Genomic DNA, 15,614 nt, shown 5'->3' on the forward strand with positions numbered 1-15,614 from the left:
ATCATTTTGTAGTGAAAATGCAACGTCATTACCTCATTTCAAATTGAGGACACACCTTATGCAAGTGCGAGCATGCTGTTTTCGTGCAATTTTTTAATAAGTATGCAGCAAACAAAAATTACAATTAATCAAACTGAGTTTAACGAGTGGAAGATAGACCAACAGGAAAAAAATGCACAAGATCCTAAAAAAAATGGAGCATTTGATTTTGCAGTCGCAACCAAACGCTTAAATGAAAAAAATATGCCAACCTACAAAACACTTGAAATCGCTCAGAATATCTTTTCGAAAGGTTCTGCTAACTATACATCAGGGACAATCAGATTGGGTTATATAGGAGGTGGACTTATTTTTACCATGTTCATTATAGATTATTTGAACTGGCGTGCGCACAGCTATTCTTTTAAAAATTCGACCCTCATAACGCCATATGGCGCTCCTGGAATCTTTGCACTTTCATTAATAATGGATGCTTGGTTGCTAGATAATTTAAACAAAAGCTCGAATACGATGAAGATGGCAAAAAAGGATCACGAAAAAGCATTAAAAAACATTAATTTTGTTTATGAATAATAATCCTTGACTTTGATAAGTTATAACCAAAACTCAAAAGGCAGCAGTCAATCTGCTGCCTTTTTTTATTGCCTTTTTTCTACCCATTCCAAAAGCTTTTCAGCTGCATTTTTTGGCAACAGATGCGTAGTATCAACCGTAAAATCATAGTTTTTGCGAATCCCTTCATGAATGCGATGAAACTGATCATTTGCAAGGCCCGGCTTTCTGTCTTTGCGCATAATCTCACGCTGTTGCAGCTGGGCAAGCTCGCACAACACACCAACATACAAAAACTGATGCTCACGCAAAACCGATCGGTACAATGCCAACGTCTGCTCATCAAACAGTACCTCGTCAATAATCAGGTCATGACCACGATCGGCACACAACTGCACAAAAGAGGGCAGTTGGCCAAAAAACGTAACTCCTGCTGGCGTATTTTCAACGCGCATGGTCGGTCCGTACCGGTTATGTCCAGGAATCTGTACAAAATAATGCTCCATTTTGTGTTGCGGCACCATGTCAATAAAAGCGTCGATACCGGTTGCAAGCCAGAACGACTGACTCATGCCTTGAAACGCCCGAATTAATGAGCTTTTGCCCGACGAACTGCATCCATTCAACAAAACTATTCTGCTCATACACGTCTTTGTAATCAAAAAAATCAGAATGAGTGTACCACAGCTTTGCCAAAAGCCTACACCCAGACCGACAGCCTTTTATTCAATAGCTTTATCATGTATGAGGCGTAACACATTGCACTCAATAATTTTTAACAACCGCTGCGCCTGCGAAACCCATTTTTGGGCCAGACGCTTTGTCAATCGTTTCTGGTCAATGACATGATACTGCTTCAGGTACTGGTGATAATATGAAAAATCTATCTGATCTTCTGCTTCATCAGGATCGAAAAAATCATGTGAACGGTACGACGGTGCAATAATCAATCTAATCGATCCGTCTTGACCATTAAACACGTACAACGCAACATCTTTGAACCAGAGCATATGTTTTTTTGCAACTGAAATACCAGATTCATCATACGTAACTCCAAGTGCTCTTGCTTTCACCTTTGCAAGCGTAAAAAAGGTTGCATGGGCATACAACTTTCCCAACAATAGTGCCTGTGATTCTGGCAAAATAAGTTTTTGTGCAATCGCTGCACCAATTTTTTCGATAATTACATCAAGATCATGGCGTATATCATCAAAAGCGGATATGCCGTTATTTAAATTATAGGTCTGATCGTTAAGGTACAAAATAATAGCAGCACCTTCAAAACAGGTGATTGCATTCAGATTTTCAGACGGCAAGATGAACTCTATTTTTGCATGACTATCTATATGAAACGTTACCACTGTGCGAGTCGTAACTTTATTCATTGTTTTCCACAACGTTAAAGATCAATGACCAATGCAAAAGTCGGTTACACAAGCAGCTTGCCCTTTCTGGTAATCAAACGGTTGGTAATGAGCGCAGTCTGTACATCCTCCATGCCACCATATCCACTAGAGACAATCTCATCCCAGGTCATGGTATATCCATGATACTCGCCTTCTGCAGTTTTGTTAAAAATAACAATCTCACCGTCACAGACACTCACACGCCGTCTTGCATTTCCTTCAACTGCAATGGACCTATCTAATGCCCTTTGACCATTTTTTGGCGCAGGACTTTTTCTGCCATTTTGTATCGATTTATGATACGAAGCACCTTTATACACACCGTACGGATGGGTACTTGACTGCTCATCATCTTCGTCATCATCATCATTGGGAAACAGAGGTGGCCCAGGGGTATAAAAGATACCATCATTTAATCCCGGCTCACATGACAGTTTGCCATCAAAATCTTTTGCAAAATGGGCACCAAAATAGAGACCAAATGCAATGAACCCTGCAAAAACAGTGGTACCAACAAACTGTATCCCTTCGCCAAACGCAAACAGAAAACTGATACTCAAAAACGGTGTTATATTATGAGCAATAATATGTCGTGAACCAACCAGTAGTTCATGAGGGGGATCAACAGTTAAACCATACAAAAGATGGGGTCCATCTATCAACTCAATAGCAGTAATTTCAAGCGGACCAGAAATAGCACTTAACAGATGATCGCCGGGTGCAAAATCAACTGCGGCAAGCCAGTCTTCATGTTCAACCGACCAGAACAGTTGCTCCTTTGCACAGATAATTACCTGATCGGCAACGGTGATCTTAATAACACTATCTTTATAAAAAATCTGCCTTGAGCGCAGTCGCTGTAATTGTAAATCCTGCGACACAATAGAAGCATACTCAGAAAGTTCTGCAACATGGTCAAGGCCAGAGTCGGTCAAAATTTTTATCTCTTTTGTAAACCCATGACCGGCAAGTTCAGCAAAAATAAGAAGTAAAAGAATACGAACCACCACACTAACCTGTCTAAAAAAAAATGCCAGTTTAATGTAGTGTTATTTTTCAGAGTTTGCAAACAGAAGGAATAAAAAACCGCACACTTGCGAGTTAGAACAACTCAGCAATAGAGATCTATTTTTTTGTAAACGGTTGCCGAGAAAATACAAACTTTGTAAAAATTAACCTATTTTCTGGTGGGATATTACCACGTTCATAAAGTGTTTGAAGATAACGACTCATCGCATGAGCCTTCAAAAAGAAAAACCGTTTTTGCGGTTTTAAGATTACAATAGGCTCAGGAAAAACTAATCCCCGACAGGTCGGATTAAAAGGAGCAGGATCACCAGAATGATGAAATGCCGTAGTACTAATGTTCTGAGTAGCCAGCCAACTGTTAAAAAAAGCACAGCCAACTGGTGGCGCACCGAACGTAAAAAGCTTAATGTTCGTTAACTCAGTCAACACCGTTCGCATATATCCGGCAGCAAGTGTTGCAACAGCACCTCCCAAACTATGCCCAGTCACTACAACTTTCCAATCGTCCATCTGATGCTGTAATCGCAGCTCTTTGATGATATTGTTAATGGCATCCGCAGCATTTTTAAGAATCGCAAGGTACCCAGCATGTACTTTTATACTCATATCATTAATAAAAAATGGTTGTTTTTTTTTAAAATTAAGATTGTGGAACCAATCCAAGAGCCTTTTCGAACCACGAAAGCTCATGATAATAGTTTTTTGCTCACTGTTGTATGCAAACATACCCACAAGCATCTTTTTTGAACAATGTTTCCAGTCTGACTTTCCAACGCACGCCAGAATGGGCCTAAACTGCCACCCGGCAATCAATTGCTTGTTTGAAATATATTTTTCTAAAAAGAGATACCGCTTAATGATCGGTACTGCACAGACTTTTTTAAAATCAATAGCAAAATTAACATCATTTTGATCATCTGATGAAAGATCATACAAACTAAATGCCTGCCCAACAAGCATCGCATGATGAGCAGCATTTATCTCTTCCGGATACACGACAGAGGCGGATTCGGCAACAAATACTGAAGACATAATACAACTACTTAAAAAAATATATAAAAGCATTTTTACTACTTTTTTCATAAAAAAATATCACGTAAAGTACTTTTTATCGTAACAACAAAACTGAAAAAAGCAACAAAAAAGGGAAGTAATTTTACAACCACTTCCCTTTTTTAAGGTATAACTACCGGTTATACAAGCACAAGCAGCAATGAAACAACCGACATAAGCTTTATCAAAATGTTCAATGCTGGACCGGAGGTATCTTTGAATGGATCACCAACCGTGTCACCAATAACCGCAGCTTTATGAGTCACTGAACCCTTGCCACCAAGATTACCGGCTTCAATATATTTTTTAGCATTGTCCCACACACCACCACTGTTTGCCATCATCAACGCAAGCACCACACCGGAAACGGTCGCTCCAATCAAAAGACCACCAAGCGCATATTTGCCAAAAGCAAAACGAACCAAAATTGGCAGACCTACTGAGACTACACCAGGCAAAATCATCTCATACAGCGATGCCTGTGTGGCAATAACCACGCACTGTTTATAGTCAGGCAATGCTTCGCCTGCCATTAAACCAGGGATCTCTTTGAACTGACGACGCACCTCTTTGACCATTTTCAAAGCAGCATCGCTCACCGAACGCATGGTAAAGGATGAGATCAAAAATGGAACCGTTGCTCCCACAAACATGCCTGTCATGATAAATGGATCAAGCACATCAAGTACCTGAATAGCCGCTTCCTGACAATATGCTGAAAGCATTGCCAATGCGGTCAAAAGTGCAGAACCGATCGCAAAACCTTTTCCGATCGCCGCCGTTGTATTACCAAGCGCATCAAGTTTGTCGGTGATTGCTCGAACTTCAGGACCAAAGCCTGCCATCTCTGAAATGCCACCCGCATTATCCGCAATCGGTCCGTATGCATCAACCGTCATGGTAATTCCCACTGTTGCTAACATAGCAACAGCAGCAAGTGATACACCATATAATCCACCAAGTTGATATGATGCCAATACAACACCAGAAAGCAGTACAACCGGCAATACGGTTGATTCCATGCCAACCGAAAGGCCATAAATCACATTGGTCGCAGCCCCTGATTCAGAGCTTGCAGCAACCTTGTGTACCGGAGTACTGCCTGTGTAATATTCGGTGACCAGACCGATCACAACACCCGCAACGCACCCCAAAACGATCGTTGCAAATAGTACTGTTTCAATACCAACAAAATACATATATCCGTACGCCATGCATAAAAAGATTCCGATTGCAACATAGGTCGCATTTCGAAGCATCGCCGCCGGTTCAGATTTGAGAACCAGATTCGACATAAGTCCAGCCAACGATGAAAACATTCCCATCGCAGCAAGCACAAGCGGCAACAACACATAAATTGGATCTGATTTTCCCGTATTTAATGCAAGAATAATGGTTGAAACCAACGCACCGACGTACGATTCATAAATATCTGCGCCCATGCCCGCGGTGTCACCCACACAATCACCAACGTTATCTGCAATCACTGCAGGATTTCGGGGATCATCTTCCGGAATGCCCACTTCAACTTTGCCAACCAGGTCAGCACCAACGTCAGCAGATTTGGTAAAAATACCACCACCGACACGTGCAAAAAAGGCTACCAGACTCGCGCCAAGTGAAAAACAGGTCAAAATGGTGACAAAATGTTCATGTGCTGAAAATGTATAAAACAGTGCACTCAGACATAAAAGACCAAAGCTTGCAACCGCAAAACCCATCACGCCACCACCAAAAAACGCCATCAAAAAGGCTTCGTGTTCACCCTTTTCTTTTGCTTGCATAGTAGTACGGACGTTTGCCATCGTCGCCGCACGCATGCCAACAAAACCGGTCAACATTGACGACAACGCACCTAACGCGAATGAACCAGTTGCAAAAAATGTTTTAAAAATAACGCCAAGTAACAGACCAACCAACAGTACCATGAACGAGATAATCTTGTATTCTTCTTTTAAAAACGCCATCGCGCCCTGACAGATCGCCTGTGCAATGTTTGCCGCACCCTTATGATTGACCGGCACCACATAAATAGATCTGAACAGAAATAAAACTGCTAACAGACCTAAACACCCAGCTGCTACAACAAACAGCAGTGTGTTCTGTAACCATACACTTTCTACCATAGAATCTTCCTTGTAAAAAATAAGAAAACATTATAATTCAAACGTTTTAATAGTACGTCCAATGTTTGATTTTGTAAAGATTCAAACGTGAAAAGTTTTTTAGCTGAACACCGCTACTCTTTTTTTCTGAGTCACCGCTTTTTTGCAAACCATTTTTTGTAAATCACATAACCAGATAAAGCTGTGATTACACAAACATTGGTCAATACTGAGAGGGAAAATAAAAATTTTTGATAAGCTTTATCAAATGTTGACTCAAACTTATTCATCAACCAGTTTATCTTTTTGTTTAATTCCTGCATATCGCTATCAGAAGCGGCTTTGCTTAGTTTTTCAAGTTTTGCATAAGTATCAATATTATTGCGAATCTCCATAAAATATTTAACCCAAACAGAAGTTTGATGCAGAGGAAATAAACATCTATATTTAAGCGAAGATGAAAACTTTTTTACTTCATCTTTTTTCATATTAACGACAAAATCAATTTTTGACATTAAATTTTCATATAATTCTTTATACCCATCAGCAATAGCCTGCACATCATTCTTTTGCACAGTATTTTCCGATTTTTGCAAACAGAAGCTAATTTTTTCACCAACCTCTTGAAAAGAAACAATTAGATCAACATAGGATTGAAGATTCTCCCAATTGATTCTCTTCATACAATCTTCATAGGATTTTAAGTTAACTTTCAGATCATCAAGCTCAGCATTGTCAATCATTAGCGATGTTTTTGGCTCATCAAATTTAGAATTGCGAGGCAGCGCCGCATCTCCGAACAAAACATATTGAGCGTACCAATTCCAATCTATTGCTTGGCTACTCATAAAAAATATAGCGAAAGCAATGTATATGCATTTCTTCACAAAAATCTCGAGTAATAAAGCAATATACACACAGGTAGCTTACTCGACTACTATCATTTTGGCAACTCTATGCAGTCATTTTTTTTGGCTCAAGCTCAAGTTCCTTTTTTGCATCCCATTTTTTATAGGCTGCATAACCGGCAGCTGCTGCAGCTGTAACTGTAGCGGAGATACTCAAGCATATTAATGCCACGCCTTTTTTCCACTTATACAATGCGGCGTTTGTAACCTTATCACACAAACCAATCAGTTCATCAATTTTGTGCTGCATAGAAGAATCAGCTGGTTTGAATTTTTTACTTTCACTTTTCACCTCTTCTGCACTCACTTGAATTTTTGCAAGCTCTTTCAATGAAAACATAGATGTGTTTTTTAAAGCATCAGAATAACCAGAAATAACTGTACGCTTGGTAGCAAGATCGTCTAAAAACACATCGCCTGATTCATTTATCGTTTTTAAGATTTCAGGCTTTGTATTGTCCTGTTCTGTTTTACCTTGATGTCCATACTCTTGCGCAACGGTTTTTCGATACTCCTGCACGCAAAAAGTTTTATTAAGCCTGTTTTGTACATTGCGTAATTGGCCCTCTAAACCTTTTGACCATTCATATTCCGATATACTTGAAAAGAGTGTTTTTATCTCACCAAATTCTTCCAAAAGATTATCAGCTGCTTGTATCGCATTAATACAGTTATCTTTAACTTCAATCTGCTCAGACCTAAATGTTTCATCGTCAATAGCGTCACACAAAAAATTCAGCTTGGTAGCTTTATCATGAAACAACGAACCTATTTTGTCTTTAAGCTGTGTGGTCCGATTGTTCACATTCACACTCAGCACATCAAGCTCGTTACTTCTTGGATCAATAGTCTTTCTAAGTTCGATGTGTTTTTGCAATACAACAAAATCATTAAAAAGCCGTGATAACTTCTGGGCACCATCTACGGTAAGAGACGGCTGGTTGACTATATCATCCGTTTTCATTTCTGTTGAAATTTCAAAAGGAATACGAACAAATTCATCTGCACGCGCCTGCAGAGCAGCTAACTGCGTTCGCTCATCAGAATAAGGTTGGTTTTTTACAGGCTCAGAACAAAGTATAGGAACAAGCCATATAAAAAACACTGCATACATTCTTTTTTTAAACATAAAAAATCCTTTTGATACATGACATATTATCTTTTAAAAGTATCAAAAGGATTAATTTTTTCAAGTTTTACTGAAAGTTTTAAGTAAATAACATTATAAAAACAGGTTTTTTGCACTTCAATTATTTAAATTTACTCAATGTATTTCACCCAAGAATCCCCCACCGAACTTATTATGGAGCTTCATTTTGACCCGTTTTGACCTGATCAGCTGTTTGGTCAAGCTCAGCTGCAACCTTCTTGGTAGACACCTTTTTTGGATACATTCTTTGATAGAGTGCATAAAAAGCAGCAGACACACAGGCAGCACCTAAACTGGCAAACAGTATCACATGGCGCTTAAAATGTTTTTCAGAAACTATGTTTAATAGGTGGACGATGAGCAGGTTAGTTTCTTTAATTTCCTTGTCACATTCAGGATCAGTTACTTGAAAAGCTGTATAATCAAAAAGTACTCTCGTTTGCAGTTTGTCAGCCTTTTTACTGTGCTCTTCCAACTTTTCGACTGACCATATTGAAGTATCTTCAGCCTCCTTTATGTGCATTGTAACAGCGTGTTTCTTTTCTTTTAACTTTTTCAAAACTTCATTTGTAGCATGCGAAACAAGCTTTTTTAATGATTCAACTTTAACCTCTTTCTTTTGTTTTTCAATACCAGCAAGGTTTTCGATTAATTTTTGCTCGTCTTTAATCATCCTATGATAGTGCAATATCCGCGCACCTAATCGCTGAATAGCAGATGAAGAATCAAGATCATAGTTTAAAGTGTTAAAAACCGCTTCAATAAGCCATAACTGTTTACCCCCCTTATAATCTTGCAATGATTTACCTACGCAATTCTGTATAGTTGCACCTATCAACAAAGATAAGAAACTAAAAACTATATTGTATGATATTTTTTTCATAGAAGCCCCTTGATTACACCATTTTGATCCGATAAACCAATCTGTTTTACATCCTGTTCATCAAAAACTTGGTGATTACTGTTGCCATTTTCAAACCATGTTTTATAAATAGCATACCCAGCAGCAGCTGTTGCAGCTACGCCAGTTGCAATAAGCGCGACTCCGCATTTTACTTTATAGAGACCCAACTGAATAATCCTGTCATATGGCTTATTCAGTTGTTTGCTTTTAAAAGCTGCTTCACCATTCACTGGAAAATCTTCATTAATTTCAGCTCTTACATCTTTAACAGTTTCTATAATTTCTGAAATTTTTGAAAATTGAAACATTGAAATATCTTCAAGCTCTTTTTCCAATTTTTTATACTTCTCATCAACCAGCCTTAAATACCACATCAACCTTCGCGACTGTCTTTCATCATCATTGTTTTCAGATGACATACCCGACCCTGAAAATGTATTTTGCATTGCATTATTGTTTTTTTGATCATTCGATTGACCAACCATTGACGTCTGACCTGAAACAGGAGTTTCAGGATTCAACACAGGTGGAGCCAAAAGGATTGTTGCTTTCCAATCTTTATATTTTTGTAAATCCCCTGTGGTCTCTTTTTGAATATTACCCAATAACCTACCTAGATAGCGTTTGAAATTTTTAGCCCCTAATGCACCTGAAATTATAGCCTCACACTGCTTAATTTCATCCAAAAGATTAACAAAATTAAGCTCTATAGTATCGTTATCAAAAAGTTGTTCCCTTTCAGCTTGACTATACGCATTTACATTAACTTGAAGCCGCCATTGCAAATGCGATCTTTTTAACCCTAAACCTTCAATTACATTTTTAAACTCTTGTTCGTAGGCCTCAACAGACTCATCTACTTCTTTAAATAGATCATTTATGTTTCGATTATTCGAAAGAATATCAGGCGAAATAACCTTCTTTTTACCTTCAATATCTTTTTTTAAGGCATTCAATGGTACAAAAATACGCCCTATTTCTTTGCACCGTTCAACATTTGATTCTATTTTTTTTATTTTTAAAAATTGAGCGTCAAAATTTTTAATTGCTTCATCACTCTCTTTTAAAAAATCAATATTTTTTTGATTTTCTTCTTCGAAATATTTTTGAAAAGCATCACTGGATGCTGATGAACTGTTTTGCAAAGTTGAACTTTTCCCAGTCAATGTTAAATCAGCTGTTTGGCCATCTGTTTTTTCACCAGATTCACTACAAAAAGTAAATCCGGAAAACAATAATAAGGTTAACCCCATTCTTTTACTTTTATCCAAGATAAACATTCAGATTCCTTATCATCTATTATTTTTTTTAACTAATTGAACTTCTCACAGATTATTTCTTAAACTTCTCACAGATTATTTCTTAATTTTTCTTTTTTGGCAAACCATTTTTTATACGTAGCATAACCAAGAGCTGAAAGAGCAGCTCCACCTGCAATCGTAAGTCCTAAGAAATAGCTCATTTTTTTATGTACAAGGTCAAGCGGTAGCTTAAATATATTTTTTGCCTGTTCAGCATCTTTGGTCGCTATTTCAAAACTACGTTTATCTGAGTCTAAATTAAACATGTTTGCTTTGATATCTTTGATTTGAAAATCAATAAAATTATTAATACCGTTAATACAGTTCCTTGCTTTCAAAAGTTTTAAAGGCGACACTATTGAAATCTCATCCACTTGAGACGATAATAAAGGTTGATCTATAGACTGCAATTTATCATACACCTCAGACAGAAAACGTACTTGAATTTCAGCTAAGAGTCCATTCAAAATATTTTTTTCATCTTGATTTGCATTGGCATGATACACCCGCTTAAAATCAATAAGTGCCTTATCATATTCTTCAGAAAGAGCTTTAAACTTATCCTCAAGCAAAAAGCATTTTTGCCTGTTTGCCAATTGTGCAATTTTTGGATCCAGACGCTTTCTTAGAGCTTCACCTGCATCCTTGAACCAGCGCTTTTTACCAAGCTCTAGTATTAATTTTACTTCATTTGAATCTAAATCTTGTGAACAAAAAACCAAACTGTGCGCACACAACAATAAACTTAATCCCACAAACATTTTTTTATTAAACATCAGATAATCCCTTCATTTCAACTAAACTGTTTGCACGACTTCTTGCGCATTTCTCTTTTCATCTGTTTTCTTTTTTGCAACCCATCTGTTATAGGCTGCAAGACCAGCAGCAATCACCATACCTGTTGCCCCAACAACAATCGTTCCGCCTGCTGCTAACTTGTACATGATTAGGTTGCCAATACCGTTATACCGATTAACCAAGGAACGGTTGAAAGAATCACAAAGCAGTTCTAATGTTGGAACAGTACGTTTGATCGTTTCAACACGTTTTTTAAGCTTTAATAAGGTTGAGAATGAAAATAGTGGAACCTTTTGTACTTCATCATACAACTCTTTAGACACTATTGCTTCATCGACAACATTTTTCCATCGCTTTTGACACTCTTGTATGTCATATTTACATTTTATTTCATATAGTTCTTTAAGCAGTTGTTGAGCTTCTTCGCCGCTCAATTGACCCATATCATATACTTTTAGTATTGAAAGATCATCTGGTTGATCGGGTATTTGAGAAACATTTATTTCTACTTTACCCTTGAAATCTGGTTGTAACTCTCTCAACTTAACTGAATATTCCTCTGAATACACTGGTTGTTCCGAACCAAACGTCACAACCGGCACGCACAACAGACTGAACGCCATAAAAATCTTTTTACGAAACATGGAATAATCCTTTACTATTTTGAATCTATCCTACTATATTCTAGCAAAAAAATTTAAAATTGCAACTTTTACATTAACTTTTGAATGATAAAATGCCCAAAAAAGGAGAATACATGTTCTTTGTGGAGGGTTGCATGCCCAACCCTCCACAAAAAACACATACTGTTAAAAACAAAAAAACAGTGATCATGAAACAAAATTCGAACATCCACCTTCATCTGCTTTCATACCTTTTTTTAAATCCAAAAAGAAGTGACCTTAGCAGCCGTCATGCGATCTGAATACGAAGTATTCAGGTCGCATGACGGCGTTAATGAAGCGATCAACCTGCACAGGTTGCACGGGGAGGGCTGGAGGGTTTCGTGCATAACCCTCCACAAAAAACACATAACTTTAAAAACAAAAAAAATAACGATCATAAAACAAAATTCGGACCTCCACCTTCATCTGCTTTCATACCTTTTTTAAATCAAAAAAGAGTTGGCCTCAGCAGCCGTCATGCAATCTGAATACGAAGTAGTCAGGTCGCATATTCGGCGTTAATGAAGCGATCAACCTGCACAGGTTGCACGGGGAGGGTTGGAGGGTTTCGTGCATAACCCTCCACAAAAAACACATAATTTTAAAAATAAAAAAAATAACGATCATGAAACAACATTCACACAATCACTAAAAAAAGAAAAAATAGACATAGTAACCACGAAAGCTAGATTTTTAAGTAGACTGATCTTGTGTTTCAATAACCTACTGTTTTTTCTTTCTTCAAAGATTCATCATAAGCTGCTTGAACATTTTTCTCAATGCACAATCTATTAATACTTTTTTCAAGGTTTCGATTATGTAAGACAGCTTTGCAAAGATCTGCATGACTTATCAGATCACTATGCGCATAGTATACTGTAGCAACATAGGTATAAAATTCTTTATTACGAAACTGACATTCCCAAAACTCCTTTTGCAGTAAACCAGCGTTTATACTGTTAGGAAAGTATAGCTTTTTTAACTTATGCTCTAATTCTTCAAGTTCTTTTTTTTGCTCGCTTAACGCAGTTACTATTTTTTGCTTCATTGCTATTACATAGTGCTTTTCATATTCTAGAGTAATTTTTTCCTGCTCTGAAAGCTTAGAATAGTCACAATTTTTCATGCGCTGATCATGTGAAATAACTGCATCGACAAGTTCTTTGTAATCACGCTCAATTGTAAGCACTGCAAGCCGTGCGTGTTTATCTTTATATTGTTTTTCCAGATCTGTTTCATGGGCGTACAGAGTGCTTGCGGCTATGGATAGCAAACCTGCCATCAAAGTTATTTTTTTCATTACAGTCCTTCAAATTTATTAATTTGTTTCAGCAACTGCCTTTTTTTTGGCGTCACTTATTTCATCAGCTTTCTTCTTTGCAAACAACTCTTTGTATGCCGCATGACAGCCACCAACCGCAGCGGTAAGGCCTACAGCTAAAACTGCTACGCCCGTTTTCCACTTATACAGTACGATAGCGGCAAGCTTATCACATGAATCAGCAAGCATATTGATGTCTTGCTCCATGCAAGGACCGACTGAGTTTATTTTTTTACTTTTGACTTTAATCTGTTCTATACTTTCTTTAAGCCTGGTAAGATCTTTTAGCGCAAACAGAGATGTACGTTTTAAGTCCTCAGCAGTAGCAGAAAGAAGCCCCTTCTGGTCATTAACCTGAGACTTTCGGTAAGAGATTACACAATCTTTTTCATTTATATCATCATTTATACCATTTAAGCGGTGTTGCCATTTGGATAGAGAATCTTCTCCACCACAACCTGCCAAATAGCTTGACGAATTTAATAAAACTTTTTTGATATCTTCTGTTTCTTCTAAAAAAACATCTAATGCTTGTAACACAATCACTGCTTCAGGCCATAGTTTTGGCATATGCCAACGGAAATATCCCATTTTCGAAGTTCTATTGTCAAGCTGATAGTAAATCTTCCACCGCAAACGGCCCTTACTCTTTTCTGCACATTCAAGTAGTAACTGAAACTCTTTGTCATCCAAATGTTCACGATATGATAGTAGCGCTTCTTTAGCTTTAAGTTCCGCATTTAAGACTGCAAGTTTATCACAAAGATCTGTTAACTTTTTGGTATCATCTACCGTAAGAACTGGCTGGCTAATGATATCCTTCCACTCCATACCTCTTTCAACTTTAAAATCGATCAAAGCGATCTCATCTGCACGCGCATTCAGTTCATTTAAACGCGCCCATTCTTGCGCATAGGCATTATTATTTGCAGATTCTTCAGGAAAAAGCAAACCAGACATGAAATAGGACGAAAAGGTTACATAGATTATTTTTTTAAGCATACAGATTCCATTTATGCAGGTTGAGCTTGTGTTTCAACAACTGACTCTTTTTTGATTTCACTTATTTCATCGGTCTTCTTTTTTGCAACCCACTTTTTATACACTGCATAACCGGTAGCTGCGACGGCAGTCACGCCAGTCGTAAGTGTAACACCGATGAACTTTAGAATTTTTTTATGAAGAAGCTTATGGATAGAATAGACCATTTTTTGATTAGAATCAAAAAATTCATCAATATCTGGGTACATTCGATTGCTCAAGTGATAATCCTTCAAATAGGGCTCATAGAACTTTTCTCTATATTTTATATCAGCTTCAGACAACGCGTCACGAGTTGTATCAAACTTAAAAAATTCAATGGGCCACATATCATCTATTGACTGCTTTATTGCTTCAATTTCCTTTTGACCCGCCTTCAAGCCGTTTAGTATTTTTTGCCTCACAGCAGTCACATATTTTGTTTGATATGGTAGCGTAGGCCGTTCTTGTTCTGGAAAGTTTTTACTAGCCAAGCTTCGCATCAACTTGTCATAATTGTCTAACGTCCTCAACAGTTCTTCGTAATCACGTTCAATTGTAAGCACTGCAAGCCGTGCGTGTTTATCTTTATATTCTTTTTCCAGATCCGTTTCATGAGCACACAGAGTGCCTACAGCTACAGATAGCAAACCTACCATTAAAGTCATTTTGTTCATTATGGCCCTTCAAGTTTATTATTGATTTATTTCAACAACTGACTCTTTTTTGCTTTCACTTATTTCATCAGTTTTCTTTTTTGCAAACCACTTTTTATACACCGCATAACTGATACCGGTAATACCACCGACTACAACCGTAACCGTTCCCGCAGCCAATGCGGCTAAGCCTTTAATAACCTTGTCTTCAACTGCTGCTCGTATAAATCGACAGATCTTTTGGTTTTCTTGATTTTTTTCTTCAAACTGTAGGTTATCACCTTTTCGTTCTAGTTTACCGCTATCTAGCAACTCCTGCTCAACTTGATTCAAATACATAAATGAAAAAATCGATGTATTATTAACGTCTTTTAATATAGACTCTAGATCACGCTTTTCTTGCTCAAAACCTTCTAACATTTTTTTGTTTAGGAAATCACCTACCTTTTGGAACGCGTGGATACCCTTTTTTTCTTCGTCATTAAATTTAGACTCATTTGCTTTTAATACCAAATTTATCTGACGCAAATCACGTGCCATTGTATACAATTCATTATAGTTCAATTTAAAAGACACTTCTTCTGTTAACATCTCATTAATAACTAATGGTTGATAAGATGCGATCAGTTTTGTATCCTTTCTGCTCAAAAAGCCTTTGCACTTATCAAGATCAAGCATACAAGTCACACTACATATCTGCATGGAAACAAAAAACGCAAATAGTATTTTATAGAGTCTATTCATAA

The 15,614-nt window shown here is 37.5% G+C and carries 16 protein-coding genes; 1 reads left to right on the plus strand and 15 read right to left on the minus strand.

The window, feature by feature from the left end; all coding sequences use genetic code 11:
- Nucleotides 1–72: 72 nt before the first annotated feature.
- Complete coding sequence (locus IPG37_03390) at nucleotides 73–573, plus strand: hypothetical protein (GenBank protein ID QQR53476.1); 501 nt, start codon at nucleotides 73–75, stop codon at nucleotides 571–573.
- 65 nt (nucleotides 574–638) lie between these two features.
- Here IPG37_03390 and IPG37_03395 read toward each other — a convergent pair whose 3' ends face one another.
- The 15 genes from IPG37_03395 to IPG37_03465 all read right to left on the minus strand — a co-directional run bounded on the left by IPG37_03395 (nucleotide 639) and on the right by IPG37_03465 (nucleotide 15,612).
- Nucleotides 639–1,196, minus strand: coding sequence for a hypothetical protein (locus tag IPG37_03395; GenBank protein QQR53477.1), 558 nt, complete (start codon nucleotides 1,194–1,196; stop codon nucleotides 639–641).
- A 78-nt stretch (nucleotides 1,197–1,274) separates the two neighbouring features.
- Nucleotides 1,275–1,937 (minus strand): hypothetical protein, encoded by a 663-nt coding sequence (locus IPG37_03400; GenBank protein ID QQR53478.1) that lies wholly within the window; start codon nucleotides 1,935–1,937, stop codon nucleotides 1,275–1,277.
- 44 nt (nucleotides 1,938–1,981) lie between these two features.
- Entirely contained in the window at nucleotides 1,982–2,968 is a 987-nt protein-coding gene (locus tag IPG37_03405; GenBank protein ID QQR53479.1) for a hypothetical protein, read from the minus strand.
- Nucleotides 2,969–3,083: 115 nt separating this feature from the next.
- Nucleotides 3,084–4,019: a lipase family protein gene (locus tag IPG37_03410; protein ID QQR53480.1), complete on the minus strand. Its 936-nt coding sequence runs from the start codon at nucleotides 4,017–4,019 to the stop codon at nucleotides 3,084–3,086.
- A 161-nt stretch (nucleotides 4,020–4,180) separates the two neighbouring features.
- Entirely contained in the window at nucleotides 4,181–6,166 is a 1,986-nt protein-coding gene (locus tag IPG37_03415) for a sodium-translocating pyrophosphatase (GenBank protein ID QQR53481.1), read from the minus strand.
- Nucleotides 6,167–6,297: 131 nt separating this feature from the next.
- Nucleotides 6,298–7,062 (minus strand): hypothetical protein, encoded by a 765-nt coding sequence (locus IPG37_03420; GenBank protein QQR53482.1) that lies wholly within the window; start codon nucleotides 7,060–7,062, stop codon nucleotides 6,298–6,300.
- A 37-nt stretch (nucleotides 7,063–7,099) separates the two neighbouring features.
- Nucleotides 7,100–8,182, minus strand: coding sequence for a hypothetical protein (locus IPG37_03425; protein ID QQR53483.1), 1,083 nt, complete (start codon nucleotides 8,180–8,182; stop codon nucleotides 7,100–7,102).
- Between the two features lie 172 nt (nucleotides 8,183–8,354).
- Nucleotides 8,355–9,086, minus strand: coding sequence for a hypothetical protein (locus IPG37_03430; protein ID QQR53484.1), 732 nt, complete (start codon nucleotides 9,084–9,086; stop codon nucleotides 8,355–8,357).
- The gene (locus IPG37_03435; GenBank protein QQR53485.1) at nucleotides 9,083–10,387 is read right to left on the minus strand and encodes a hypothetical protein; all 1,305 of its coding nucleotides are present in this window, start codon (nucleotides 10,385–10,387) and stop codon (nucleotides 9,083–9,085) included. The genes IPG37_03430 and IPG37_03435 overlap by 4 nt, the downstream gene beginning before the upstream one ends.
- Before the next feature lie 68 nt (nucleotides 10,388–10,455).
- Nucleotides 10,456–11,184 (minus strand): hypothetical protein, encoded by a 729-nt coding sequence (locus IPG37_03440; GenBank protein QQR53486.1) that lies wholly within the window; start codon nucleotides 11,182–11,184, stop codon nucleotides 10,456–10,458.
- Nucleotides 11,185–11,205: 21 nt separating this feature from the next.
- Nucleotides 11,206–11,850 carry a hypothetical protein gene (locus IPG37_03445; protein QQR53487.1) on the minus strand — a complete coding sequence of 215 codons (645 nt, stop codon included), beginning with the start codon at nucleotides 11,848–11,850 and terminating at the stop codon, nucleotides 11,206–11,208.
- Nucleotides 11,851–12,586: 736 nt separating this feature from the next.
- A complete protein-coding gene (locus IPG37_03450) occupies nucleotides 12,587–13,171 on the minus strand; it encodes a hypothetical protein (protein ID QQR53488.1) in 585 nt (194 codons plus the stop codon).
- A gap of 18 nt (nucleotides 13,172–13,189) precedes the next feature.
- Nucleotides 13,190–14,194, minus strand: a complete 1,005-nt coding sequence (locus tag IPG37_03455) for a hypothetical protein (protein QQR53489.1) — start codon at nucleotides 14,192–14,194, stop codon at nucleotides 13,190–13,192.
- Between the two features lie 11 nt (nucleotides 14,195–14,205).
- Entirely contained in the window at nucleotides 14,206–14,889 is a 684-nt protein-coding gene (locus IPG37_03460; protein ID QQR53490.1) for a hypothetical protein, read from the minus strand.
- Nucleotides 14,890–14,907: 18 nt separating this feature from the next.
- Nucleotides 14,908–15,612, minus strand: coding sequence for a hypothetical protein (locus IPG37_03465; GenBank protein ID QQR53491.1), 705 nt, complete (start codon nucleotides 15,610–15,612; stop codon nucleotides 14,908–14,910).
- Between the last annotated feature and the right edge of the window lie 2 nt (nucleotides 15,613–15,614).

It is taken from the genome of bacterium (genome assembly GCA_016699125.1).
In the GTDB taxonomy this organism is placed as follows: domain Bacteria; phylum Babelota; class Babeliae; order Babelales; family Vermiphilaceae; genus AWTP1-30.

Bases quoted from the DNA above. Each gene is read 5' to 3' on its own strand.
- IPG37_03390 (QQR53476.1), top strand. From the start codon at position 73: ATGCTGTTTTCGTGCAATTTTTTAATAAGTATGCAGCAAACAAAAATT.
- IPG37_03395 (QQR53477.1), bottom strand. From the start codon at position 1,196: ATGAGCAGAATAGTTTTGTTGAATGGATGCAGTTCGTCGGGCAAAAGC.
- IPG37_03400 (QQR53478.1), bottom strand. From the start codon at position 1,937: ATGAATAAAGTTACGACTCGCACAGTGGTAACGTTTCATATAGATAGT.
- IPG37_03410 (QQR53480.1), bottom strand. From the start codon at position 4,019: ATGTCTTCAGTATTTGTTGCCGAATCCGCCTCTGTCGTGTATCCGGAA.
- IPG37_03415 (QQR53481.1), bottom strand. From the start codon at position 6,166: ATGGTAGAAAGTGTATGGTTACAGAACACACTGCTGTTTGTTGTAGCA.
- IPG37_03425 (QQR53483.1), bottom strand. From the start codon at position 8,182: ATGTTTAAAAAAAGAATGTATGCAGTGTTTTTTATATGGCTTGTTCCT.
- IPG37_03430 (QQR53484.1), bottom strand. From the start codon at position 9,086: ATGAAAAAAATATCATACAATATAGTTTTTAGTTTCTTATCTTTGTTG.
- IPG37_03435 (QQR53485.1), bottom strand. From the start codon at position 10,387: ATGTTTATCTTGGATAAAAGTAAAAGAATGGGGTTAACCTTATTATTG.
- IPG37_03440 (QQR53486.1), bottom strand. From the start codon at position 11,184: ATGTTTAATAAAAAAATGTTTGTGGGATTAAGTTTATTGTTGTGTGCG.
- IPG37_03445 (QQR53487.1), bottom strand. From the start codon at position 11,850: ATGTTTCGTAAAAAGATTTTTATGGCGTTCAGTCTGTTGTGCGTGCCG.
- IPG37_03450 (QQR53488.1), bottom strand. From the start codon at position 13,171: ATGAAAAAAATAACTTTGATGGCAGGTTTGCTATCCATAGCCGCAAGC.
- IPG37_03455 (QQR53489.1), bottom strand. From the start codon at position 14,194: ATGCTTAAAAAAATAATCTATGTAACCTTTTCGTCCTATTTCATGTCT.
- IPG37_03460 (QQR53490.1), bottom strand. From the start codon at position 14,889: ATGAACAAAATGACTTTAATGGTAGGTTTGCTATCTGTAGCTGTAGGC.
- IPG37_03465 (QQR53491.1), bottom strand. From the start codon at position 15,612: ATGAATAGACTCTATAAAATACTATTTGCGTTTTTTGTTTCCATGCAG.